The organism is Burkholderia cepacia, assembly GCF_001039005.1.
Classification (GTDB): Bacteria; Pseudomonadota; Gammaproteobacteria; order Burkholderiales; family Burkholderiaceae; genus Burkholderia; species Burkholderia theae.
This window is the reverse complement of sequence record NZ_LDWR01000014.1, coordinates 101,852-127,170: the sequence shown is the minus strand read 5'-3', so window position 1 is coordinate 127,170 and position 25,319 is coordinate 101,852. Positions and strand designations below refer to the sequence as shown.

The 25,319-nt window shown below is 64.1% G+C and carries 14 protein-coding genes and 1 pseudogene; 9 read left to right on the top strand and 6 right to left on the bottom strand.

The genetic code is table 11. The features are described from left to right. Positions 1-70 precede the first annotated feature (70 nt). Both VL15_RS08655 and VL15_RS08650 read right to left on the bottom strand, forming a co-directional pair. Complete coding sequence (locus VL15_RS08655) at positions 71-8,029, bottom strand: SpvB/TcaC N-terminal domain-containing protein (protein ID WP_048244904.1); 7,959 nt, start codon at positions 8,027-8,029, stop codon at positions 71-73. A gap of 287 nt (positions 8,030-8,316) precedes the next feature. Next, positions 8,317-9,291 (bottom strand): glycosyltransferase, encoded by a 975-nt coding sequence (locus VL15_RS08650; protein ID WP_048244902.1) that lies wholly within the window; start codon positions 9,289-9,291, stop codon positions 8,317-8,319. 145 nt (positions 9,292-9,436) lie between these two features. Between VL15_RS08650 and VL15_RS08645 the strand changes: the two genes are divergently transcribed. The 3 genes from VL15_RS08645 to VL15_RS08635 are packed head-to-tail and all read left to right on the top strand — an operon-like array spanning position 9,437 to position 12,525. Beyond that, positions 9,437-9,727 (top strand): hypothetical protein, encoded by a 291-nt coding sequence (locus tag VL15_RS08645; protein ID WP_048244900.1) that lies wholly within the window; start codon positions 9,437-9,439, stop codon positions 9,725-9,727. Positions 9,728-9,756: 29 nt separating this feature from the next. Continuing rightward, positions 9,757-11,421 (top strand): asparagine synthase C-terminal domain-containing protein, encoded by a 1,665-nt coding sequence (locus tag VL15_RS08640; protein ID WP_048244898.1) that lies wholly within the window; start codon positions 9,757-9,759, stop codon positions 11,419-11,421. Between the two features lie 15 nt (positions 11,422-11,436). Then, entirely contained in the window at positions 11,437-12,525 is a 1,089-nt protein-coding gene (locus tag VL15_RS08635) for a hypothetical protein (protein ID WP_053077604.1), read from the top strand. Here VL15_RS08635 and VL15_RS08630 read toward each other — a convergent pair. After that, positions 12,514-13,356, bottom strand: coding sequence for a galactosyltransferase-related protein (locus VL15_RS08630; RefSeq protein ID WP_048244896.1), 843 nt, complete (start codon positions 13,354-13,356; stop codon positions 12,514-12,516). The genes VL15_RS08635 and VL15_RS08630 overlap by 12 nt on opposite strands. 72 nt (positions 13,357-13,428) lie before the next feature. Between VL15_RS08630 and VL15_RS08625 the strand changes: the two genes are divergently transcribed. The 5 genes from VL15_RS08625 (at position 13,429) to rpoD (ending at position 19,354) form a co-directional block, all read left to right on the top strand. Then, on the top strand, positions 13,429-14,286 hold the full coding sequence (locus VL15_RS08625; protein ID WP_080970766.1) for a 1-deoxy-D-xylulose-5-phosphate synthase N-terminal domain-containing protein: 858 nt from the start codon (positions 13,429-13,431) through the stop codon (positions 14,284-14,286). Positions 14,287-14,298: 12 nt separating this feature from the next. After that, entirely contained in the window at positions 14,299-15,207 is a 909-nt protein-coding gene (locus VL15_RS08620; protein WP_048244894.1) for a hypothetical protein, read from the top strand. Beyond that, positions 15,204-16,091 carry a JmjC domain-containing protein gene (locus VL15_RS39060; protein WP_053077601.1) on the top strand — a complete coding sequence of 296 codons (888 nt, stop codon included), beginning with the start codon at positions 15,204-15,206 and terminating at the stop codon, positions 16,089-16,091. The genes VL15_RS08620 and VL15_RS39060 overlap by 4 nt, the downstream gene beginning before the upstream one ends. A 14-nt stretch (positions 16,092-16,105) precedes the next feature. Next, positions 16,106-17,008, top strand: coding sequence for a DUF6817 domain-containing protein (locus VL15_RS08610; RefSeq protein ID WP_048244893.1), 903 nt, complete (start codon positions 16,106-16,108; stop codon positions 17,006-17,008). Positions 17,009-17,362: 354 nt separating this feature from the next. Continuing rightward, the gene (gene rpoD / locus VL15_RS08605; RefSeq protein WP_048245070.1) at positions 17,363-19,354 is read left to right on the top strand and encodes an RNA polymerase sigma factor RpoD; all 1,992 of its coding nucleotides are present in this window, start codon (positions 17,363-17,365) and stop codon (positions 19,352-19,354) included. 96 nt (positions 19,355-19,450) lie between these two features. Here the strand turns inward: rpoD and VL15_RS08600 are convergent. Further along, positions 19,451-19,639, bottom strand: a pseudogene (locus VL15_RS08600) (cold-shock protein); the annotation flags it as partial. 30 nt (positions 19,640-19,669) lie between these two features. Beyond that, positions 19,670-21,418 carry a cholesterol oxidase substrate-binding domain-containing protein gene (locus tag VL15_RS08595; RefSeq protein ID WP_048244889.1) on the bottom strand — a complete coding sequence of 583 codons (1,749 nt, stop codon included), beginning with the start codon at positions 21,416-21,418 and terminating at the stop codon, positions 19,670-19,672. A gap of 913 nt (positions 21,419-22,331) precedes the next feature. Here VL15_RS08595 and VL15_RS08590 point away from each other — a divergent pair. Then, a complete protein-coding gene (locus tag VL15_RS08590; RefSeq protein ID WP_048244886.1) occupies positions 22,332-23,165 on the top strand; it encodes a response regulator transcription factor in 834 nt (277 codons plus the stop codon). Positions 23,166-23,590: 425 nt separating this feature from the next. Here VL15_RS08590 and VL15_RS08585 read toward each other — a convergent pair whose 3' ends face one another. Further along, a complete protein-coding gene (locus tag VL15_RS08585; protein WP_048244884.1) occupies positions 23,591-25,294 on the bottom strand; it encodes a cyclic peptide export ABC transporter in 1,704 nt (567 codons plus the stop codon). Between the last annotated feature and the right edge of the window lie 25 nt (positions 25,295-25,319).

Below are 25,319 nucleotides of genomic sequence, written 5' to 3'. Positions count from 1 at the left end.
GTTTTGTTTCGTTGAAGTCGACGTTGCTCAGCAGTAGCGGCTCACATGCCTTAACCTTCCCGGCGCCGCATCAAGGGGGGGACTTGCTTGTTTGTCGCGTCACGACATTCAAATATTTCCCTTTCAACTCTTCTGTTTTGATCGAGTTTCCCTGTTGCGTAAATCGATGCCATCTAATGGCGCTATAGCGCAACGGCGTCGAGCTTCGCTGGTCCTTGCCGTATGATGTGACACCCTTGCTGCCGAAGACTTCGAGGCCAGTCATTTTTGCGAGCCGATAAGCGAAGGTGTCCTCGATCGGTCCGGTCCATGTGGACCCGGGATGCGAACCTTCTTTACCGCCAGCAGTTCTGCACCCTGCCAGGACAATCGTCGCGGCCTCATCGAACACGATCTTCTTCTCGTCGATCAATTTTTTCAGGTCCGACAGTTTGGCCCCGCGCGTGGCGTCGAGTGGGGTGCCGGGGGCCGGCTTGTCGGTGTACAGACCGGCGCCAGCCCCTTCACCGCCCACGCCAAAGGGCGTGCCATGGTGCACGATCACGAGTTCCTTGATCGTTCCAGCGTTCTGGAGCGCCTCGAGCAACGCTTTGCCGGAATCGACTTTCACGACGTCATAACCTGCGGCTTTCAGCGCCTTCTCAGACGCTTCAAACTCATTTTGCGACTTATGATAAGCACTCCATTTCTTCTGGTTTGCCTTGTATTCTTTCAAATCTTGATCGTATTTCTTTTTTTCCGCTTCATACTTTTTCATGCCTTCCGAGAATTTTTTATCGGCTTTACTCTTGTCCTTCTCGTATTCCGCCTTCTCTTTATCTGAAGCATTCTTTCCGGGAGCTTTGACCTTCGTCTTATCAGGCTTGACGGGCTTCTCGGGTTTGGGGAGTTCCGTTCCAGCCGGCCTGGTTTCGTTGTGCATGACGATGGCGAGTTTTTTGCCGCTCTGGCCGTCAGGATCGACGAAGCCCGCCGGATTATCGAAGCAGTATTGGTAGAGGTTGGGACCTTCCTCCTCGCCGGCCGGATCGCAGGCCGTCCATCGCCCGAGCCACGGCGCGTAGTACCTCGTCCCGTGGTAATACAACCCGCTCTCCTCATCCCGCTCCTTCCCCGTGTACCGATACCGCTTCGCCGTCTCCGTCTGGCTGCGCACCGCCTGATAAGTCGAGCTGCCGTAGGGCGCGTATTCCTCGTAAGAGATGATCTGCGCCTGCTCGTCCAGTTCCACGCAACTCGACCCAAGGTGATTGCCGAACTGGTAGCGGATGAGTTGTCGTGGCGCCGGGTCGTCGCCCGCCGTGTCGAGCGTGCGCGTCTCCACCAACGCAATGCGCTGCTTGTCGTCCATCACGTGCAGCGTCGTGCGCTCCAGCGTGGCGGTGTGGGTACCGATGGAACCGCCGTGCCTGCGGAAGATCTCGAAGCCGCCAAGGTAGATGCGCTCTTCGGTGAGACCCGGCGCCTTCTCCCACACCTTGCGCACGCGCCGACCTGAGGCGTCATGCACGTAGTAGGCCGTGCCGCCCCCTCCCAGATTGACCTGCCGCAACTGGTCCTTGTAGTCCCAGTGCATATTCGGCCCGGGCAGGCCACCGCCCAGGTGCGGCATGCGCAGCATGTTGCCGTGGGCATCGTGCATATAACTTTCCGGCTGCGGCGTGTTGCCTGCCGGGTTCAGCGTCGTGCGGGTCAGGCGGTTGCCGGCCTTGAGCAGCGCACCGCCGTTACCGTCTTCGATCAGGCTTGGATCAAGGTAGTCGTAGGCGCGCGTCCAGCCCGCATGTGCCGGACCGCTGCCGCGATGCTGCATCTGCAGGAAGTTGCCGACGGCGTCGTACACGTAGCGCTCGATGTACGTACCCATGGCGTTGCCGTCGTTGGGGGCGAAGCGCCCCGTCGCGTCGGCACTGACCAGGCCCACGCGGCCGGCGTCATTGTGCGAATGGGCGATGGGCGTGCCGCCCCGGCCCAGGTGTTCGCGGCCAGTGGCCTGGATCAGCCGGTACAGGGCGTCATAGACGTAGTCGTTGCTCGGTTCGACGCGCTTGTTCCTGAAGTAGATCGTCTGCTGCGCGTCGTCCTGGATGTGGGTGATGTTGCCGACCGGGTCGTAGGTGTAGTGCAGCTTCTGCAATTGCTTGCCCGGCCAGCCGGCAACGGGCGGCCGCGGATCGTCGGCGGGGAAGTCTGCCGCCTTGCGCCTGGTCAGCAGTCGATCAAGTCGGAAGGTGAGCGGGTCGTAGCGATAGAAGGTGCTGGTGCCGTTCTTGTAGTCGATGCGCAGGCGCTGGCCTTTGGCGTCGTAGTCGATGTCGGCGACGCCGACCGGCGATGGGGCTTCGTTGGCGGTGTCCAGCAGCTCGACGGGTTCTGCCGCGCGCTCCAGCCACACGTCCACCCGTTCCAGCAGGTTGGCCTCGTTGAACACCGGCTGGATGACGTTGAACTGGCCGCGTCCCAGACTGCTGTGCGGCGGGATGGACTGGACCGGGCGTTCGAGTGCGTCGTAGCGGGTGCTGCTCTCGAAGCATTCATCGTCCAGCCTGGGATTCAGCAGCCAGTTGGGGATGGCGATGCAATCGCTGACCAGTTGCCGCGTGCTGCGCAGCAGGTTGCCCTTGAAGTCGAAAGCCTCGGTCGGGTTGCCAGTGACATCGAGCCGCGCGTTGATTGCCACTCCCGCGGAATCGGAGTGTCGATAGATGCGGGTGCGCAGGTTGAGCACTTCGGCGTTCGGCAGTGTCTCACCGTACTCGATCTTGTCGACCAGGATGTCGAGGTCGAGCGTACGTGGGTCGGACTCGCTGGTCGTGCCGTGCACGGTTTGCTCGGTCGGGCGGCGCAGCGCGTCGTAGCGGGTGGTGAAGCCATGGCCGCGGCTGTCCCAGGCGCGGATGGGTTTGCCGGTCACGTCGTTGAGCATCCAGCGTGCACCGGCCTCCATGCCGAGCTGGTGGATGCGGTGGCTCAGCATGTCGCACGCGTAGCGCACGACGATGCGGCCGAGCGCGTCGCCGGCCTGCTGGATGGCATCGCGCACGGCGCGCTGGTTGCCTTCGATGTCGAGCTCGATGCGGGTGGCGAAACTTTCTTCGCTGCCGTCGAGGTCGTGGCCGGGGCAAACGACGCGGTTGCGCGCCACGGTCAGGAAGGGGCGGCCCAGCACATCGAAATGGGCGGTGGCAGGTGTGTCGGCATGCGCTTCGGCGCGCAGGGCGGCGTTGCGTTCGTCCACGCCCATGGCACCGCCAATTCGCTGCGCGCGCCAGGTCTGCCAAGTGGCCGGTTGGGTCCTGAAGTATTCGGCGACGTAGCCGTCAATGTCGGCGTCGGTGCGCGGGTCGCCGGTCTGCGCGTTGCGCGGCGCGCACGTGTCGTTGACGTCGTAGGTGGTCTGCTGCCACGGGTCGAACACCACCTTCTCATAGGTGTGGTTCGGGTGCAGCGTGGCGACGACGCGCTCGGCCGGGTCGTAGAACAGCACCGGGCTGACGCCGATGCTGACCGCGAACTCGAAGCGATGGGTGTCGGTAAAGAAGGGCTCGAACTCGCGAACCGGCTTGCCCTTGTTGTTGAAAATCGTCCAGCCACTGCCGACCCAGCGCGGACTCGCGTCATCCGGTGTCGTCACGGGCTGACCATCCGCGCCGATGACGATCCTGCCGGTCGTGTCGCGCTGGGGCACCGGACCGGGTTCGGCCTGGATCTTCTTCTGGATCTCGCGGCCGAAACCGTCGGAGTATGAAAAGCTGAGCTGGATCTTCAGGCCCTGCGGTGGCAGCGGCGCGCTGACATGCGTTTCGCGGGCGAGCGTGGCGGCACAGGCCGGCTGCCACTTGTCCGGATGGTCGGGGTTGGCCTGGCGAGTACGGCGGAAGCGGTTCAGGTCGTAGACGATGCGTGTGGTCGCATCTTTCAGTAGTCCCACAGCGGCGGCATGCGGATCGTCCGAATCGAAGAAGCCGTCGAGCCGAGCTTGCGTGAGGTCTGCAACGAAGCCGGCGAGCGTGTCGCCTTCCACCGGCGCGGGCAGCGGTTTGCCCATGACCGCGGTGCCCACCACCATGCCCAGCGTATCGAACGCGACTTCGGTCCGGTTCCGGTTCGGGTCGCCGACCAGACGCGGCTGCAGGACGCGATAGTCGTTGGCGTGGACGGTCACGCGGTTGCCAAGGGCATCGCGGGTCTCCGTCATCAGCAGGTCGTGGGCGTCGAAGTCGACGAAGGCGTGCTGGCCGAACGGGTCGCGGTAGCGGCGCGACAAGAAGAAGTGGTGCCGGGCCTGCGCCAGTTCGGCAGAGGCGCTGTCGGCGGGATTCGCGCTGTAGAAGGATTGCCCCGAGGGCACCCACCAGCGATCATCCGCGTCGCTCGCCGGAAAGCGGCCATCCGCCTTGAGAATCCGGCTTCGCAGGTAACCGCCCCGGTTGCCGGCCTGGCCACCCAGCACCGCGTCGGGATCTGGAAGCAGAGGCTCGTCGGCCTGCCCCTGGCGTGGACGCTGGAAGACCTGGTCGAGCAAGCCGTCAGTGAAGGCAAGCTTGTAGCTTTCGCCGGGCAAGGCGCGTGCTTGCAGCTCACCAAGCGGGAGGAGGTCGCAAAGGTCGTCGCGCCGATAAAGCGTGCGTAGCGCTTCGACGGGGCGACGGCGCAGGCTCCCGGCGGCAGTGGCCTCGTAACCGACTTCCGGGGCCGAGAACTTGTGACGCAGGCGGCCGGGAGCGGCGGGATCGGGCTCGACGAAATCGGAGGCCCGATAGCGACCGGCCGGGCCTGTGGCCGTGTAGCCCGTCAGCTCGAAAGTTGTCGCCTCGCAGGACAGCGGATTGCGATGGGCGTCGGACGATCCGATCGCGTTGGTGACGCGGTTCTCCGTATAGGTGAGCAGCGCCGTTGTCTGGCGGTCGCGATCCCATTGCGTCCACAGCGGCGAGAGCCGGCGCCCGTAGCCGATTGCGGCCTGCTTGAGTACGTTGCCGAAGTCATCGACTTCCAGGGTCAGCGTGTGCTGGATGCGCGGATCTGCCGGATTGCGCTCGTAGTGATAACTCAGCGCCTCGTTCACGTGGCTGAAAAAGACCGCGTGGAGGTTCGCGCCTCGTTTCTGCAGGGCGCGGATGGTGAAATTCTGCTCGGTGACGGTATAGGGCGTGCGGGCGCGCTGGATCTGCTGCGGCGTCGCGCCCGGGTGATCCGCGTCGTCGGCATAGACCTCCTGGCGCAGCATGGCGCCTTTGAGGGCACGGCAAGCCTCGCGCTCTTCGTCCGGCGTCAGGTCCGCCGGGACGGTGGAGTCATCGAGCAAGAGCGGCCGCGCGGCTTCGACGGTCAGTCCGGGCTCACGGAAATACTCGCTTTCGAAGTGGCGCGAGAGGCGTTCCCAACCGAGGTAGACGCCCGTGTGGAACCAGGTCCTGGTGTGCACTGGCGGCACATGCGATGCAGCGGCGACGTTATCTGCCGGGACGCTGCCGTCGGCGACGGCTGCGAACTGTTCCGTGTCCCATTGCTCCACCATGCCGAAGCCGCGGAACTCGCGCTCCTCGCCGTCGAAATAGCCATGGTGGTAGGCGTAGCGACTGGTGAAGCGGTTACGGCTGATGTAGTCGTAGGTTTCCACGCGCTCGACCACGTGCACCGGGAAGGGCAGCCGGGTGATCCACGGTTTGCCGTCGCGCTTGTCCTGCAGGTAGAACTTGGTCGAGGGGGCGTAAGCGACGCGCGTTTCCGCGCCAAGGTTGTTGACGGTCCTGACCAGCAGATGGGCTTTGAGGCCACCCATCAGGTTGACATAGCGCATCTGCCGGCGCGCATCACCCGGCAACGGGGAGGACCAGACCAGGCAGGCGGTGCCGTTGCCGAGCAGGTCGGTCGGGACGATGCTTGCGAGGTCATCGATGCGTGGAAACACCTTCAGCGTGTGCGGCTGGCTCCAGCCGTTGCCGGACTGGTTGAAGTACAGGCGCACGCCGTCGCGGTGGAGATAGATGATGTCGGTGGTGCCGCTGCCGTCGATGTCGGCCAGGTGGATACGCGCGTGGTCGAACTGGTCCGGGTTGTCGAAACAGGGCGCGTTGTCCATCGTGACCTTGGCGCCGAAACGGCCATAGCCCAGGTTGGGCCAGTAGCAGGCTTCGCCGTTGCGAATGCGGCAGATGTCGGTGAGGCCGTCGCCGGAGAGGTCGGCCAGGTAGATGGACTCGGTGCCATCGGAGAAGACGACGCGCGGGCCTCTTTCCTCGTCCAGTTCCTGTGCAACGCGGCGGGCGGGACCGAAGCCCTCGTCGGCGAGTGACGCATGCCAGACGAAGGCGTCGTCTTCGGTGATGAGCACGTCGGCGCGGCCATCGCCGTCCAGATCGACGAATTTGAGGTTCGGGTCGCGCGGGTCGAGGTTCACGCGCGAGGTGAACGGGCGGAAGGGCTGCCAGCCCTCTGCGTCGTCATGCTCGTACGAGCCGGGGACGGGAGCGTCCATGACAACGACGTCGAGTTGGCCGTCGCCCGCGAGATCCATGAAGTCCGCCCCGCTGCTCAGGGCCACATTGGGCTTGAGCGCGACGTTTTCGAGCGGCGCGAACGCCGCCGTGCTGGTCAGCGGGCTCAGGTTGCGCTTGTAAAACCAGGCATCGGCCTGCTCGGTGAGGATGCCGGGGATCCCTTCGCCGTGCAGATCAGTCCATCGGTAGGCGCTGCCGTTTACGCCAACGGGGAGATTGTCGAGACTCGACGGATCGACTTCCTCGACGGTCTCCTGCACGGTGGGCTTGCTGTATTCGAACTGTACCGGAGGCAGGCTGCGACTGTCGTAGCCGCCATTGTCGCGGCGGTAGCCGGTCTGCGCGACGGCTTCCAGAAAAGTGTAGACGGGAGTGAGGGCATCGGTGGGGTTGACTTCGTCCGGGTAAGTGAAGTCGGTCGAGCGCACGAGGCAATTCCGCTCGACGCCGACTTCGCCTGGAAAATGGTGGAACATCAGGACGCGCTGGCAGAGCCGATAGGTACGCACCTCAAACCCTGCGCGGTAGGACGAGAACGGATCCGGTCGTGAGGGCCAAGGCTCGGCGTCGTGGGGGGCCGGCGCTTTGGTGTCGTGTTCGCCGTAGTCGAAGACAACCTCGAAGTGCCACGCATCGCTGCCGTCAGGCGCGCGGGCATCGGGAGGTTCCGGCCAGGCCGCGTCGGCCTTCAATTCCGGAAAGTAGGGCGAGCGATTGCCGTAACGAATGCGCTTCAGATAACGCTGCGCTGAACGGGACCGATGGGTGCGGTTACGTTCGCGGGCCCTGGGCAGGTTGGTCCCGGCCGAATCCTCGAAAACTTTTGCCGAGTCCTCCGCCTTGTAGCCGTAAACGGCGACGTTGCCCTTGTCATCATTGCTTTGGCAGATCAGCCAACTGAAGATGCGGCTCGGGTCTGCCGGATCCGCAATACGGCTATCGGCCGTCTTCCCGTACCAGGCGGTGACGTTGTCATGCGTGATGGACCGCCAGAACACCTCGGTCGCGTCGGTCGTGTTTGTCCATCGCTCGATGTGCGCAAACAGGCCCTCGATGCGCGGTCGGTAGCGACGGATACGGAAGATCCGGCCATTTACCGTTCTGGGTGGAAGCGCTTCCCGCACCCAATTGCCGGCGGCATCCTGCACCAGGACAGGCACCAGGTCTTCCGCGCCGGAAACGATGAAAACGTCCGAATCGACCGTGTCGCAATACTGCGGCAACCCCTTGTCGGTCTTGCGCGTGACCGACGGCAGGGAAAGGCTCCAGCCGAAGCCGAACGGGCCATTCCCGGCGCCGGAGTCGTACGAGAGTGATAGTTGAGGACCGAAACCGGAACGGCCCGGGCTGGTAGCGATCGGCACCGTCATCGATCCCGTCCCGGTCACCGGATTGGCGGCGAATTTCTCGCCGATACCGCGAATGGCACCGCCGCCTTTGGGAAGCGTTAGCGCAGGCGCGCTGACACCGGGTGGGGCGGCGGCCGCATGCTCGTCGTCTTCACGTCTTCGCTGAAGATTGGCCAAGATCCCACCCTTTCAGTCGTCTCCGTTTTGATGGCTCCAAGGCCATCGACTTCAACGATACGTGCGCCCTGCTTATGACCTTTCAAAAGCAAATATGCAACGGAAGGTGTTCGAGGAATGTTGTCCATTTATAGGCGAGGAATACCGCTTCTAGCAAGGAGCCAGCACTCGCAATCCGGGTGGGTGGAATGGCGACATGAAAGATTTACCTGTTTGTCATGATTTTTCTTTCCGCCGCATTATCGAATGTGCCGGGCGACTCGATATCGCGCTGGCGTGAACGCACGCTACCGTGCCTGCATCCGCTCGCGGATCCAGCGCAGACGCTCGCGCGGATAGGGCCCGTAACAGCTCTCGTCGACGAACAGCGCCTGCGCGATCCCGGGCAGGCGCTTGTGCAGCGCTTTGTCGAACCAGCCGATGGCGAGGTCGGCACGCCCCATGCCGAGCGCGACATCGCCCAGCACGCAGCATGCCTCGGCAAGCGCGGGATCGAGGCGATACGCGACCATCGCATAGCGGCGGGACGCCTCGAGGTCGTGCATCAACAGCGCGCAGGTGGCGGCACCCAGCATGGCGGTGTAGCGGCCCGCCTGGAACTCCGCCTGTCGCCAATAGCGCAGATAGAGGGGAATGGCCTCGGCATGGCGCTTTGCGAGCCTCAGGGCGCGCGCATGATAGAACACTGCCCGCAAATCGTCGGGATCGTCGCGCAATGCCACCGCGCAAAGACGCAGATCGCGCTCGACCGCCGATTCCTTGCCCGTCTTGTCCGGCTGGTTGGTGAGCGTGGCGCAGTCCGTCCGGCACGTCGGCTCCCGCAGCGCGATCCATTCGTGCACGCGCCCGTGCCACGTCGACCACGGCTGCTTCCGGAACACTCTCGGCACATACCAGCGCGTGCCGCCCGACAGGATCACCAGTTCGATCGCCTGCAAATCGCGCCTGCGGATCAGGCGCCGCCACTCGGCGCGATCGCGTATCGCCAGCACCTCGTCCGCATCGATCGACAGGACCCAGCCATCGCGCACCATCGCCAGCGCCGCATTGCGCGCTGCGGCAAAGTCGATCAATCTGCCGCGCGCGTCCGCGAGTGTCGGCATCACCTGCACCCGGGCGCCGAATTGCCGCGCGAGATCGACGGTCCCGTCGGTGGAGCCGCTATCGACGACGCAGCATGCATCGGCCCACGGCATCAAGGACGTCAGGCATCTCGCCAATACGCTCGCTTCGTTGTGGACGATCAGGCAGGCGGTCAGCATTGCTTGAGTTATGCGAAATAACGGAACTTCGATTTATATCTCCTATAATCGTTCCACGCAGTCATCACGCAACGATTACCGTGATATTGCGGCGCGTCGTGTGTTGACGGGGGTTCCCTTCATATCGTCATGGAAAGGAGCAGACGTGGCAACCACAAAGAAATCCAATAAAGTTTCCGCCGTTAAATCCACCAAGCCCGCCGCCAAGCGCGGCAAAAAGGCACTGACCATTTCCATCGATCTCGACGCGCTCGAACAGCTCTACAAGCGGCGCTATGAAATCACGCTGGATGGCGGGGACACGAAAGGCGGATCGATCCGGCGCGCCGAAGGCGACACGAAAGGCGGCATCATCATCCGGCCCGCCGAGCGACGCACCAGGACAGCCGCGAAAAAGCCCGCCGCGAAGAAACGCGCGACGAAAGCCAAGGCCTGACCCACCGCGCGCGCAAGCAGACCTTGTCGATGCGAGGCGCGGCGGCGTTAACCGACGCGGGCCGTGCCGCACTGCGTGAGCGTGCGCGGGACGCCACGCCGATCGGCCAGGGACGGACCGACTGGCGTCTCGACCCGCGCGACGAACGCATCGCCTGGGGCGCGACATCGCCGGACGACGATGACGACGATGACGACGACCTCGACGTGTCGCGTGACGAGCAGGATGCGCTGATCATCCGGCGCGGGTTGCACGCGCGTCGTCCGCTTTATTTCCGCATCGAGCGCGACAGCATCGAGTGGGATCGGGATCCGCAGCGGCTGGTCCGGACGCTCGGCATCAAGTGCGAACTCGATGTCGGCTCGCTGCTGCATCTGCTGTGGCGAGGCCGGCCGCGGGCGGCGCATGCGCTTCTGCAAGGCATCCAGTCGCTGCAGGTCGGCGAGGCGCTGATATGCGAGCCGGGTGCGCCGCCCGTCGTCCGGCGTTTCGCATGGCCCCTTCAAGCCGCTTCGGTATCGCACGATGCGTCCTGCCTTCAGGAAGAGGCGCTGTCGCGCCTTCGGGCGTCCGTCGATCACGTCGCCGACGCGACGCGCGACATCGCCCTGTTCCTCTCCGGCGGCGTCGACTCGGGATTGCTGGCCGCGCTCCTGCGCGAGCGCCACGCCGTCACCGGCTATACGATCGCCTTCGACGACGACTACGGTCTCAACGAAACCGACTACGCGGCCACCGTGGCGCGCATCACCGGCATCCGCCACCGGATCGTCCACCTCGACGTCGACCACGCGCGGCAACTGCTGGACCGCATCCTGGACGCTCCGTTTCCGCTCACGGCGCCCGCCGCCGTGACCCATGCCGCCCTGATCGAGGCGACCGTCGCGGACGGACACGCCATCGCGGTCTCCGGCCTGGGCGCGGACGAATGCTTCGGTGGCTACCACAAGCCCCTGACGTGTCTCGCAGCCCAGATGCATCATCAGCGCCGGCTCGGCGTCGACCTTCCCGGCTTGTACGACCTGCCGGCCGCGCGCCTGCTGGGTCTCGACGACGTGCTGTTCCTCGGCATCGCGGAATTCTTTTCCGTCGACGAGATGCGGCGTCTGAGCCGGGATCCGCAGGCCGTCGACGCGTTGCTCGCGGATGACGTCGCGTTCTATCGGCAGTTGCTCGCGGTCAAGCCCAAAGCGCTGCCGACGGAGGCGATGTCCGCGCACGAGTATGTGTTCCGGATCGGCGAGCTGCTGCTGCCGGCGCTCGCCGACAATGCGCTCATGCACGGCACCCGCCTCGATTTCCCGTTCCTGCGCCAGGATGTCTACGGCTGGGCGTCGGCAATCGATCCCGGCCTGAGCTATTGGTACGAGGCCGATGCATGGTGGGCCAAGCGCCTGCTGCGTCAGGTCGCCGGTCGTTACCTGCCGCCGGAGATCGTGATGCGCAAGCGGCAAATCCTGCTCGCGCCGATCGCGCATTGGCTGCTGGACTCACGGTTTCGCCAGCGGGTCGTCGATGAGGTCGCCGATTCCGACCTGTGGAGAATCGCGCCGCTGACCACGCGATTCCGGACCGCCCTGTTGTCGAGGCTGCGCGCTTATGACCATGTCGGAGACGACGGACGGTGGCACGAACAGCTATGGGTGATCCTGGTTCTGTGTGGCTGGATCAATCGCCATTCTGCATCGAGGTAGGGGAGTGAATCCGTCATGCGCGACGTCGATCTGATCGTGGTGGGCTCCGGTTCGCTGGCTCACGCGGTGCTGATGAGTCTCGCCGGATGCGGCGACGTGCCGATGGACGTGATTGCCGCGGCGCGCAACGAGACGGCCGTGCATCACATGGCGACGCTCGCCAATGCACTCGGCGGCGGAAGCGCGGGCCGCATTGCCGTGACCCCCGTGGCGTGCGACTACTCGCCCGTATCGTTGGCACGCTTGTTCGACGCATATCGGCCGCGCGTCGTGTTGACCCTGGCGTCGATGCAATCGCCGTGGACGATGACGCGCGGGTGGCAAAAACTCATCGCGGGGCTGGGCTACGGCTGCACGCTACCCTTGCAGGCCGCGCTCGCCGACCGGGTCATGCGGGCGGCGACGGCTGTCCATCCCGGCGCCCATCTCGTCAACGGCTGCTATCCGGACCTGACCAACCACGTGCTGACCGGGCGCGGCATTCCGGTCGCGGGAGGGATCGGCAATATCGCCATCGTCGCGTCGATGTTGCGCGGTCGCACCGATTGCGTGCCCCTGTCGTTGCTCGCGCATCACGCGCACGTCGGCGCGATGATACGCGGCGCTTGGGACGGACTGCCCGCGCCGGCCGTGTGGCTGGACGGCCGCCGCCTGCCGGAACATGAAGCCGCCGCGTTGACCGCGCCCGTGCGCCTGCCCGCCGACGCCACGCTCAACAGCCTCACGGGCGCGCTCGCCGCGCCGATGCTGCGCGCCCTGTCAGGCCGTGCGGACGCATGGCAAGGTCATGCGCCGGGCCTGCACGGCCGGCCCGGCGGCTATCCGGTGCGCGCGGATGCCGCCGGCCTCCATCTCGCGCTGCCGCGCGGCATGACGCCGGAGCAGGCCGAGCAACTGAACAGATCGTATGCGTTGCACGACGGCGTGACCGTCGAGGACGGGCGCTATGTATTGACCCGCTCGCTTGACGATGCGGAACGCGCGCTGGATATCCGCTTGCCGGCGGCGCTTGCCGCGTGGCGGGCCGACGCGCTCGACGAACAAATCGCGTTGCTGGTGCGCTTGCGCGCGACCATCGATGCGACGGACGCCTCAGCTCGCTGAAACCGGGCTGCGCGTCGTTGCGCGCAACGCGTCTTCCTCATAGGTCCCGAGCCAATCCCCGCGATCGTAGTTGGCCAGGGCTTGCCGGAACATGCGGTCGCGGCTTTCCCAACGATCTTGCACGGGTGGATAATGACGAATGCGCGCGTCGTCGTCGTGGGACACATGCAGCACGGTGCCGCTCTGGCGCCGCATGAGCCCGGCGCTCAGCGTCAGCCGCGCGATCATGTCCTGGTCCTCCCAGCCCCAGCCCAACAGGCATCCGTTGTAGCCGCCGATGCATTCGAAGCCGACGCGACGCACCATCAGCAAGCCGGGCGCCTGGCGTGTGCCGTCCGCCGCGTCTTCCTCGTTGTCGATGATCTCGAGCGCGCGTCCGTTGGCAAGCCGCAGCTTCAGGTGATAGCCGAACATCGCGACCTGGCCGGCCTTGCGCGCGTTGCGCACGGTCTCCGTCACGCCCGCGACGGTTCCGAAGGCGTCGGGTTCGGCTTGCAACTGCCGGACCAGCGCGTCGAGTTGCCCGTCCGGAATGATGATGTCGCAATCGCAGAAGAACAGGAGCGGACGACGCGTGTGCGCGGCGCCGATATTCTGGGCGCGGGCCTTGTTGAACCAGCCGGATTCGTCGACGCGCACCACCTTGACGTTCGCCGCGTGGCCGGCCATCAGGTCGCGCAGTTGATCGGCGTCGCCGCCGTAATTGACCACGGTAACGCCGCCGTCATGCCGGGCGGCGAGTTGGCACAAGGAGGGAAGCGCCTGTTTCAGCTCGTGCCGCCCTCTCCAGGTGACGACGATATCCAGGCTGAGCGGCTCGAGAGTTGACATGTTGGCTTTCCTTGAGAATCCTAGTGTCAGGGCAGTATCGATCCCCGTCCTGCAAAGGGAATCGCATCCGAGATGAATAACACTACCGGCAAGCGCGCGACGTCCGACAGACAGCTGGTGCGGCCAGAACTGGCCGATCCCAGTGTAGCACTGCGGGTGCGGCAGGCGATATTGGCAGGATTGCGCGCCAACGGCGGCGGCCATCTGGGCGGCACCTTGAGCTGCGTCGACATCCTGCTCGCGCTGTTCGCCGCGCGTGCGATGTCCGCGCTCGACGCGACAGGCGACGCCCTGTTGCTGTCGAAAGGCCATGCGAGCATGGCGCTCTATGCGGTGTTGCAGCAGGCCGGCGTCGACCTGGGGCCGCTCGACACGTTCGGTACTGCCGGCTCCCCGCTGCAGGGGCACCCCGATCGCACCCGGCTGGCCTGCATGGATTTCTCGTCGGGGGCGCTCGGGCAGGGCGTCGCCATCGGGCTGGGCATGGCGCTCGCATGCGACGCGCGCCACGTGTGGGTGGTGCTGGGTGATGGGGAATGCCAGGAAGGCATGGTCTGGGAAGCCGCGATGCTGGCGGCCCGCCACGGCGTGCCGAATCTGCACGTGGTCGTGGATCTCAATGGGGAACAGGAATGCGGCTGGGCGCACGACGCGCGGCTGGATTCCACGCCCTTGCCCGACGCCCTCGCCAAGTGGCGCGCATTCGGCTGGCGCGCGGATGAAGTGGACGGACACGACATCGACGCATTGACCGGCTTCGTGCATGCGCATGCCAAAGGGCCCCGGCATGGGCCGACCGTCCTGCTGGCGCGAACCGTCAAGGGTCACGGCCTCGGGCTCCAACTCGATCGGTTTCGTCGCCACTGCACCCAATTGTCCGGCGACGAGTGGGCGCGCATCGCGGGCTCCGGCCACGCTCCGGATCGATGAGAGGTTTGCCGCATGAAAAGACTGGCGCTATCGATTGTCGACGAGCTGCGAAGGAGGGCCGAACAGAGCGACCGTATCTGGGTGCTCGACGGCGACCTGGGCGATTCCTACGGCTTGTACGACGCGCAGGGGCGGCCCGTGTTCTCGCGCTTCGTTCAGGCCGGCATAGCGGAACAGGCGCTCATCGGCGTCGCGGCCGGGCTGGCCGTGAGCGGGCAATGGCCCTGGGTGTTCTCGTTCAGCGCATTCCTGTGCCATCGGGGTGCGGATCAGATCCGCACCTGCGTCGCGTCGCAGGGGCTGCCCGTCGTGATGATCGGCTCGCATGCGGGCGCGGCGAGCGGCACCAATGGCGCGAGCCATGCCAGCCTGTCGGACCTCGGTGTCCTCGCATCCATCGGCGGCGTGGATCTCTGGGCGCCCGCGGACACCGCCGACGTCGAACTGGCCGTCGGGTCGTTGGCCGCTTCGCCGCGGCCGGCCTACGTGAGAACGAGCCGGGAACCGGTCGGCGACCTGCGGCTGCCGCCGGGCGTCGTGCGAGGCAACGGCGTGGCCGGCGAGACCGTGCTGCTGTCGTGCGGATACGCATCGCACTGGGCACAGGAGGCCGTGCAGGCGCTGGCTGCCGACGGCGTGCCGATTCCGTGGCGGCACATCGCGCATCTCGGCGAAACCGTGCTCGCTCAGTGGATCACGAGCCAGCCACGTCTGCGCGGCATCGTGGTCCTCGAAGACCATGGACCGGCCGGCGGCCTGGCCGACACCGTTCGCAGGATCGCCCCGCCTGGCGTCACCGTGCGCGCTCTGTCGTGGCCGTCGGGTTGGCATGGCGAATCGGGTGCCATCGCCGACCTGAGACGCGCGCATGGCCTCGACACCGATGCCCTCGTGCGCCGCATTAAGGAAAACATGACGTGAAAGCCCAAGCGAACCCACGCGCGACCCTCGCGAAAATTCTCGATCCGATATCGATCGATGCGTTCCTGCGCGAGTCTTTCGGCAAACGCCCGCTCCTGATTCGCGGGCAACCGGGGAAATTCGATTTCCTGATGAAACCGTCGCGCATGATCTTCGGATTGGACAAGGTCACCGAGATTCGCTGCGTGTTCGGCGGCTTGAAGCAGGCGACCATCGGTCCCGCCGATATCCGGGAGATGTACGAAGCCGGGGCCACGATCTGCGTGACGGACATGCAGCTTGCGCACCGTTCGCTGTGGACGGCGGCCCGCAACGTCCGGCGGGAAATCGGCTTTGCCGGGCGGGTCGATTTCCGCGCGTATCTTTCGCCGCCATCCTCGGGCTTCGATTTTCATTACGACGCGAGGACCGCCACCACCTTACAACTCGATGGCGAGAAGACCTGGTGGTACGCCACGTCGCCTCATACGTTGTTTCCGACCGAGAATTCGACGCGCACCGACATGGCCGCCGTGCATCGAGCCGTCGCGCGGCAGACGATCCGCAAGGTCACGCTTTATCCGGGCGACCTGCTCTGCCTGCCGCCCGGCTTGTGGCACAAGGCGAGGGCGGGTGACGGCGGATCGCTCGCGCTGAACATGGCATTCAATCACAGCGGCGCGACGGTCGGCGACGTCCTGCTCGACGCGCTGAAAGCGTCGCTGGCCGGCATGCCGGACGCCATGCGGCCGTTCATGACCGGCGCGGGCCCTACCGGCGTTGCCGAGCTGGAACCCCATATCGCAACCTGTATCGCCGCGCTACGAGACACGCTCACATCGTTCGACGGCAAGCGCATCGCGCCGCGCCTCGCAAGTGTCGCGAACAAGGCCGGACGTACCTGAGCGCGTGGCCTGCAATGCGCGACGCCCCCATCGACGCGGATCGTCTGAACGCCACGCTGGCCCTCGTCGCGGATGCGATGCGCATCGCGCATTCCGGCTCGACGCTCTGGGATCACCTGCTGGGGACCTACGAGGTGCTGTCGGGATGGGGCGCCGAACCCGACACCTGTCTCGCAGGCCTGATTCACAGCATCTACTCGACCCAGTACTTCCGCCATCGCGTCGTGGCACCCGGCGAACGCGAACGGGTTGCGATGGTGGTCGGCCAACGGATCGAAGCGCTCGCCCATGCATTTTGCGTCCTCGATCGGGACAGCCTTCGTCGAGCGTCCGAGCGCCTTGACCTCGCGCCGGTGCGCAGGCCTTTACGCATTCGGACGCACGCGGGCGACGGTGAGCTGCATGTGACGGCCGCACAGTGCAGGGCATTGCGACTGCTCGATCTCGCCAACGAAGCCGAGCAACGCAGAACCCTGTTCAGGATCGACGGGTCGTGGTTGTCCGTTATGTGCAAAGGATTCCGAAGCATTGGCTTCGTGCCGCGGTCGTTCATCCGCGCTCCCAGCATCAGCGACGTACAGGAACGTCGGTTGTCCACGTTGTATGAGCATGCACTCGCCGCTCCCTCCAGCCATGCCTCGCAAGCGCTCAGGGCCTGCATCCAGCTCGCGCCCCAATGTGCGGAGCCGAGGTTCCTGCTGGCCGCCTTGCGGCTGCAGGCCGGCGATTTTCACGCCGCGTATGTGGAGGCGTCGACGGGAATCGCCAATCTCGATGGCTGGGGCGCGCCATGGGATGCACGGATTCCCGGTCAAGGGTGGCGGTTCCTGGGGGAGCAACTCGCTATGGCTGCACGTGCAACTCATCGGAATGCGCCCGGGATCTATCAGCAGATCCTGAGCCGTATCCGTCAATAAGCCAGCGCATGCCTTCGATACACCGGCTGAACGATTCCATCAAGCTGTTGCAGCGACCGGTTGAATCCGCCGGCCTTGGCGGACGTTCGGGGAAGCCACTTGTTGACGCCGCTACAGGCAGTTTTCCAGACATTCGATGCGCCACGGCCGCGAATGTCCGCCGTCAAAGTTGCGCCGCACGATACATTCCGGTATCATTCACGCCCCCCACAAGCTGCACACACGGATTTCGCGCGAGGCGTCCCGCCCTCGACTATCCGTGCGTACACGATTCCGTTCGCATCCCGGCAGGCAACCCATTCTTCTGGTGTCATGTGCACGACGATCGTCGGCTCATCTGTCGAGGAGCATGTATTGGCAATTCCTGATCGGAACGATTCTATATCCCCTGAAATCACCGCCACGGCAAAAGCCGGCCGCCGTGTGTCAAAGGGAAAGGCCCAGGCCCAGGCCCTGACACCGACGGACGTCGCGTCCCTGGCACGCCAGAATGAGGAGCGCCAGCACCAGATGCGCGCGTTGATCGCGCTCGGTCGCGAGCGCGGCTATCTCACCCACGCGGACATCAACGATCACCTGCCCGACAACTTTACCCAAACGGCGGCGATGGACACCATCGTCAGCACGTTCAGCGACATGGGCGTGGCCGTATACGAACAAGCGCCGGACGCCGAAGCGCTCCTGTTAACCGACGCTGCGCCGGCCGCGGCATCAGACGATCAGGCGGACGAGGAAGCGGAAGCTGCGTTGTCGACCGTCGATTCCGAATTTGGCCGCACCACGGATCCGGTTCGGATGTACATGCGTGAGATGGGGGCCAGCGAACTGCTGACCCGCGCAGGTGAAATCGAGGTCGCGAAACGGATCGAAGATGGTCTGCAGGACATGATTCAAGCGATTGCCGCGTGTCCGTCGATCGTGTCCACGATTCTTGCCGATGTCGACCGCATCGTTGCCGGCGAACTGCGCATCGACGAACTGGTCGATGGCATCCGTGTCGACGCCGATGAAAGCGAAATGGCGCCGGAGTCCCAGGAAGAGGATGCGGAAGCACTCGCTGCCGACGATGAGTCGGACGAAGACGGCATCGAAACGGACGCCGGGGATTCGGAGAAGGTGAACGCGGCACGCCTCGAAGAACTCACGAACGACAGTCTCGTGATTTTTGCGCGTGTGCGTGCACTGTTCGCGCAGTTGCCGGATCTGCCTGTCACAGGAGATGCACGTTCCGCAGCAGTTGCGCAAGTGCGCACGGCGATCCAGCGGGAACTCGCGCCGATCCGCTTTACGGCCAAGACCATCGACCGCCTGTGCGCCATTGTGCATGGGCAGGTGACCGAGGTCCGCGCGATCGAGCGCAGCATCCTGGCGATTGCTGTCGACCGTTGCGGCATGCCGCGCGACGCGTTTGTCGAGTCGTTCCCGGGCCACGAGACCGACCTCGAATGGACGAACCGCGCGGCGGCGACCTCGCAGCAGTTTGGCGCGGCGCTCGAGCGACATCAGCCGGCGATTCAGGCGGCGCAGCAGAAACTCGTCGACATCGAGTCCCGGGTCTCGTTGCCACTCCAGCAGCTCAAGCAGATCAACCGCCAGATGAGTGCCGCGGAACTGAAAATGCGGCAGGCCAAGCGCGAGATGATCGAGGCGAACCTTCGTCTTGTCATTTCAATCGCAAAGAAGTACGTGAACCGCGGCATGCAGTTCCTGGATTTGATCCAGGAGGGCAATATCGGCTTGATGAAGGCCGTGGACAAGTTCGAATACCGGCGCGGCTGGAAGTTCTCGACTTACGCGACCTGGTGGGTCCGGCAGGCTGTCACGCGTGCGCTCGCCGATCAGGCGCGGACCATTCGCGTGCCGGTCCACATGATCGAGACGATCAACAAGCTGAACCGGATATCGCGCGAAATCTTGCAACAGACAGGGCAGGAAGCGCATCCCGCCGTGTTGGCAAAGCGCATGGAGATGTCCGAGGAAAAAGTGCTCGGCATCCTCAAGATCGCCAAGCAACCTGTCTCGCTCGAAACCCCGGTGGGTGACGACGCCGATGCAACGCTCGGCGACATGATCGAGGATGTCTCGGCGAGTTCGCCGGCTGAGGCCGCGATTCAGGCGAACATGCGCGCGGCGATCGACGAGGCGCTCAGCGCGTTGTCGCCGCGCGAGGCCAAGGTTCTGCGGATGCGATTCGGGCTCGACACCAACTCCGATCACACGCTTGAAGAGGTCGGCAAGCAGTTCGACGTGACCCGCGAGCGGATCCGTCAGATTGAGAGCAAGGCGATGCGCAAACTGATGCATCCCAGCCGGGCGGACAAGCTCAGGCCCTTTCTTGAGCGCTAAGGCAAGCCGGGCGTGCGCCCGGCTCCAGGCTTGCAGCGATCAGGCGTCGGCCTGATCGTTGTCCTGAACGGGCGTATTCGCTGCGGGGAAAACTGACAGCGGCTCGATGCTGGCAGCCTGCTTCCCCCTGGGGCCCTGCTTGAACTCGAAGCTGACCTTCCGGCCCTCCTGAAGCGATTTGAAGCCACTTCCCTGAACCTCGGAGAAGTGCGCAAGCAGGTCTTCGCCGCCGTCATCCGGCGTGCCAAGATTGGCGTTCAAGCGAACGCCATCGGCAAAATCCACGAATTTCGACTCCGGCGTCCGCCGGGATTGCTACGGCATCAACCGATCCAGCAGCGGCGACCGGAAGATCCGGTTCGGGTCGTAGCGTTCGAGGGTCGCGCGCGCCGCATCCCACGTGCTCGACGCCGGCTGTCCTTCACGATGCAGGTTCGGAATCGTGCGGGTGAGCATCGTGTCGTCTTGCCAGGCAGCCGTATCGGTGTAGCCCCAACCCTTCGACCATTCGGGGCGAAGCGTCGCATACGAACCGGTGTAGTTCGAGAGCATCCATTGCTCGATCTCGCGATAGAAGCGATCGGCAGACGGCGTGCCCGGTAACGTCAGAATATCGAACCACACGGCGACGTCCCAATCCGGCCGGTCGGGGCGCGGCTTGAGTGCGGACAGGGTGGGCACGGCCGCGCCGGCGCCGACATCGGCCGGCTTGTCGAGACCGGTGATACGGATTTCGACGGGACCGTTCATCGGATACTCGCCGCGCGCCTTGTACGTGTCGACGCGGTTCTGATAGAACTGCACGAATTCGCTGATCACGCGCTGCACGTCGGCGCGCCGCGCCAGTACCGCGTAGCCGTTCGCGGTGACGCGCAGCGTCGTCGGTCGAATGTACTGCAGCACGGTGCGCGACCAGCCCCAGATATCCCCGCTGAGCGTGAGCGCGAGACCGGCGGCCGTGATGGCCAATTGCGTCTGGCCGAACAGCGGCGTCAATGCGCCTTCGCCGCCGATCACGATCCGTTTGACGAGGTCCGAGATGGACTGCGAGATCGAATCGGAGAACGGATAGTTGTACGGCTGCGTGACGGCGCGCGACAGGAACGGTTTGCTGGGCGTCGGCGTCCAGACCTTAAGCCACGGGCTGGACGTGAACGGGAACCAGATGGCTTCCACCCGGCCCGCACGATCGAGAAACGACGCGATCGTGCGGCCCGATGTGCCGGCGGGCGCAAACAGTTCGGATGCCGGAATGTCAACGTAGCTCTGGCAGCGTAGCCGCTGGTTCGGGCCCGCCGTCAGCGTGACTTCGACGACGAAAGCCCGCCCGATGTGCGTGAGGAACGCGCCGATCTCGGGATCGCTGCGCTCGAACCGGCGCAGCACGTATTGCTGCCGGGCCGGATCGTACACGACCGCGGTGAGCGCGACCACGAGGTTGCTCAGCGAGCCGTAGGTGTGGCCCGGTTGCAAGGTTTCACCGGCCGCCGGCACGGCAGTGCCGTGTGCATCGATCGCGAGCGCACCGCCGAGCGTGATGTCGCCTGGCGCAGGCGCGGCAATCACGCCGAGGCCATACTGCTCGAGCGTCGCGAGCAACGACTCCAGCGAGATGCCCGTTTGGGCAGTGACGCGCGCCGGACGTGCCGACGTGTCGACGGAGACGGCCGTCAGCGACTTCGTCGTATCGAGCAGCACCAGATTCGCGCCACCGGCGCCCGGATCCAGCGTCAGCGGCGACCAGTTGTGCATGTACCCGCGCGGGCGGATCCGGTAACCGTTCGCGCGCGCCCAGTTGACCGCCGCGACGACGTCGTCGGCAGAGCGCGGCGCGGCGGTCCACACGTCCTGCACTGCGATTTCGCCGCTCCAGTTCTGGAACGCCTGCTTGTAAAGCGGGATATCGGCCGGGAAGCCGGGCGGCGTCGCGTCAGCGGTCCGCGCGTTGGCCGCAATCTGGTAGAGCGGCGTCCAGCCGGTGACGACGCCTGCGGCCGCGAGCTTCGCCATATCGGCGAGGAAAGCGCGGCGCGACGCAGGTTCGTCTTGGAAGTCTTGACTCATGGTGTGCTCCAGTTTTTTGGAATGGTTTTGACGATCGGAAAGACGACAGATGACGCGTTGATACCGGGATGCGGCAATTCGAACAACAGCGATGCGAGCTAAAGCGTTGGCCGGTCAGGATTGAAAAAACGACCGGTTCGGCGATTCGCGGACGCGCATCATCGCGGACCTCTGGAAGGAAATCCAGAAGCCGCCCGGTTTCTTCTTCAACTGGCGCCGGCCTGTCCTGCCGGCAGGCGAGTAGGGGAATTCGACTGAATATCGCGTGACGAAGCGCTAGCCGCGACGATCAATAAAGGACGATTGCGCGCGAATATTTATTCGCATGTTTCAAAATTCTAAATAAAATCACTCGCAATTCATGATCGGTTGATGATTTACCCATTGCATCGCCGAAATGGTATCAATCTGTTCGATGTGTGACAAGCGGTGATCAATGCAAAAAAAGCACGGTGGAGAACGAATAATCCTGGATGAAATCCGCCTCGCCTTCTCTCGAACGATGTTTCGCAAACGGAAACAAAAACGGAAATAGAAACGAAAACTCCCGCGCGCAATGCATGGCTGGATTGTTGCAAAATATCGTGCCAAATAATGGCGAATCTATTCATTCAAAACTGGTACATCAATCTATTTCCGTTTTGTTGGACGAGGTGTCTGATGAAAATATCCAATTGACTGCAAAATATCTTAAATCGTAGATATCATACGCAGCTAGGGTATTCGTGCATCAAATCAATGAAAGGGATCGTTTCGATTTTTTTGTTTCGTTTTCTTCGGTAAACACGCCAAGAGCGCTTTTATCCCGCGACACTCAATGACCGAAATAAATGTTTCAGCTTATGGCAGGGTTCGCCAGCAATCGTCAATCCCTGCGCCGCCGTCCTCAAGCACGCACGACAAGGAGAGTCAGATGGTCGCGATCTTCGCGAAGCTCGGAAAGGTGATTTCGAGCGCCGGCAGTGAGCGGTTCGCATCCGACATGCATGCATTGCTGGTTGGATCGATTCCGGTCGCAACCACCAGGATGACGGAATGGACGCTCGACGAGCCGGCGGGCGAAGTGGTCCACGTGGAATCGCTCGGTGCGTTCGGCGCGACGCGCGACGACGGACGCGGAGGCGCACCGGTCGTGCACGGCGAGCGGGAACCTGAGACGCATCCACTGCGGAACCGGATCGTGGCCGCTTGCGACCGGCAGCTCATTCACGTCGATCCGCTGATGCGGCGCGGCAACGGCGGAGAGGTCGTGCCGCCGCGTGGGGCGGGCGTGGGATTCCAGTGCCACCTCGTGTCGCGCAAGGCGAATCGCCGCTACGTGATCTCGTTGCATCGCGCGGCGTCGCATGACGACTTTTCGTTGCAGGAGATGTCGTTCCTGAGGAATTTCGCCGATACGCTGCTGCCGCTCGTCGAGTGGCATGCATCGACGCGGCGGCAGGGCGTGCGCGAAGGCGGGACGCCGCGCGGTGCGATGGCGGTCGGGTCTGGTGTCGAGGCGCTGCGCCACGAGTTCGAATCGCGGCTGGCGCGCGCCTCGGTCGTGCTGTCGGCGCGCGAAAGTGAAGTGTGTCTCGGCCTGCTCGCGGGCAAGATGCTGCGCGAAATGGCCGGCGAGCTCGGCGTCAAGGAGAGCACGGTCGAGACGTACATCAAGCGCGCCGCGGTGAAGCTCGGCATCAGCGGCCGGCACGGGCTCACGAAATGGATGATCGACAATTGCGCGCCGTGCGCATCGGCGGCATGACGCCGCTTCCTTTCGCGCATCGGATCGCGGTTCCGGCTTCGGCTGCTTCATCGACCATCTGTTCAACGCTGTTGGAAGACGCCTGACGAGGCGTTGAAGCTGCGCTCGCGCGCGGCGCGCGCCGACATGATCCGAACATCGTGCCGCTCATCCATTTGTCGCGGATATCCGGGACAAACCGACGAAGCACCGGCCATCGAATCCGGTGCGGCGCGCGGCGCCGCGTGTCAGATCGACGCATCCGGCCCGTGAAGCGGTCGCCGGCCCGGGCGATCCGCCGTTCGTTGAAAACGGGATCGTCACGTGACGAAGCGGCATCGTCCGGACGCCCGCTCGTTGCACGGAGGGGTCGACATACATTCGCGCGAACACCCGCATCGCATCGTCGCCGCCGCCGATGACACCCCGGTGGCCCGGGTCACCGGTCACCCTGCCATGTCGGCGCTGACGGGACACCTGGCCGAGTCCGAGAAGATGCGACCGCTATCCAGGCGAATGACCCGACCGGCCAGCCTGAAATACTGATCGTCATGGGTCACGATGATCACGCATTTCCCCCGCGATTGCAGATCGGGCACCAGCACTTCGTAGAAGAATTTCTTGAAAACCGGATCCTGGTCGGCAGCCCATTCGTCCAGGATATAGATCGGGCGATCCTCGATGTAGGCGCAAAGCAACGCCAGTCTCTTGCGCTGCCCCGTCGACAAGGCCGTGGTCGTCGAGTACGTTTTGTCGTGAATGTCGATCTTGCCGGCCAGCTTCAGGGTTTCGAGGTATTCCTGCGCACGCTCGCTGCTCGCGCTTTCATGGTCCGGCCCGATGATACGATTGAACAGATGGAAATCGGTGAATACCGCGGAAAACAGATTCCGGTACCGCTCCCGCGCATCGTCGTCGATGACCTTTCCGTCCAGGGCAATATGGCCTTCGGTTGGCGCATAGAGGCCGCTGAGCACCTTCGCCAGTGTGCTTTTGCCACTGCCGTTTCCACCGATCACATAGACCAGCTCTCCGGCGTGAATCGTCAGGTTGACGGGGCCCAGGACGAAGTCGACCGATGACGCGTTGTCACGGTAGGTCATCTTGACGTCGCGCAACTCGATACGCTGCCATGATCTGATCGGCGCGGATTCCCCCATGCCGGGCGAGGGCGGCTTGCCGAATGAATCGGGCGTGTCGTCGATCAGGAAACCGAATTCCGCGAGTCGGGCGAGGGCGGTCTTGCCCTCGGCCACGATCGGCAGAATGTTGATCAGCATGGTCAGCGGCCCCATCATGTAGAGCACGGCCAGGATGCTCGCCGTGAGTACGGCGGGATCCACGACGCCGAGAGACGGCACGCCGAACAGCAGGAATCCGAGCAGGACCGCCACGGTGACCTGGCCGATGCTGTCGCCGGTCATGAACCAGAAGCGTTCGATGAAGTTGTAGCCCGCCACGCGCCGTGACGAGACTTCGATCGCCGCCTTGGTGAACCAGCGTCGTCTGTCCCGGTTGAGCTTGAGTTCCTTGATGCCGAACACGAGGCTGTGCGTGTATTCGTTGAACTGGACGAACTCGTCGCGCACGCGTTCCGTGAAATTGGCCGCCTTTCGATAGAACAACAGGTAGAGCACCAGGCCGACGATCGTCAGCGTGAGCGTCGACGCGAAGACGATCCACGACAGATAGGCGAGATAGGCGACGCTGCACATCAGGACGACGGATTGAACCAGGATCGTCGGTATGGTGAGCAGGGTCTGGCTCAGTTGCGGAATGTCTTGCGTCAGCATCGTCAGCACATGCGGCGCGCCGCGCCTGTCGATGTCTTCCAGCGGCGTCGCCAGGATGCGCTTGCACAGGTTGACGCGCAATCGCGTCATGATTTTCATGCACGCGTAGGACGGCATCGCGGCAGCGCCGCTCCGGCAGATCACCGCGACGACGTTCACCGCGATGAAGATCATCAACAGCATCGGTCGATCGTCCTGGTCGTGAAGCACCCGGCTGATCAGGCCGACGCCCGCGATCGACGCCACGCCGCTGATGAGGCCCGTCAGGACCGTGCCCAGGGTCAACCAGGGATGACTGCGCCACATCAGGGTGACGGCTGAGTGCCACGGCGGCGATTTGCTTTGCTCGGAGTCCATGAGTCGCTATTCGGAAAGGCGTGAA

What these genes read in the sequence shown, in the direction of transcription:
- VL15_RS08625 (WP_080970766.1), top strand. Translation starts at nt 13,429, where the DNA reads ATGAATAACACTACCGGCAAGCGCGCGACGTCCGACAGACAGCTGGTG.
- VL15_RS08610 (WP_048244893.1), top strand. Translation starts at nt 16,106, where the DNA reads ATGCGCGACGCCCCCATCGACGCGGATCGTCTGAACGCCACGCTGGCC.
- VL15_RS08650 (WP_048244902.1), bottom strand. Translation starts at nt 9,291, where the DNA reads ATGCTGACCGCCTGCCTGATCGTCCACAACGAAGCGAGCGTATTGGCG.
- VL15_RS08640 (WP_048244898.1), top strand. Translation starts at nt 9,757, where the DNA reads ATGCGAGGCGCGGCGGCGTTAACCGACGCGGGCCGTGCCGCACTGCGT.
- VL15_RS08595 (WP_048244889.1), bottom strand. Translation starts at nt 21,418, where the DNA reads ATGAGTCAAGACTTCCAAGACGAACCTGCGTCGCGCCGCGCTTTCCTC.
- VL15_RS08585 (WP_048244884.1), bottom strand. Translation starts at nt 25,294, where the DNA reads ATGGACTCCGAGCAAAGCAAATCGCCGCCGTGGCACTCAGCCGTCACC.
- VL15_RS08635 (WP_053077604.1), top strand. Translation starts at nt 11,437, where the DNA reads ATGCGCGACGTCGATCTGATCGTGGTGGGCTCCGGTTCGCTGGCTCAC.
- VL15_RS08630 (WP_048244896.1), bottom strand. Translation starts at nt 13,356, where the DNA reads ATGTCAACTCTCGAGCCGCTCAGCCTGGATATCGTCGTCACCTGGAGA.
- VL15_RS08590 (WP_048244886.1), top strand. Translation starts at nt 22,332, where the DNA reads ATGGTCGCGATCTTCGCGAAGCTCGGAAAGGTGATTTCGAGCGCCGGC.
- VL15_RS08620 (WP_048244894.1), top strand. Translation starts at nt 14,299, where the DNA reads ATGAAAAGACTGGCGCTATCGATTGTCGACGAGCTGCGAAGGAGGGCC.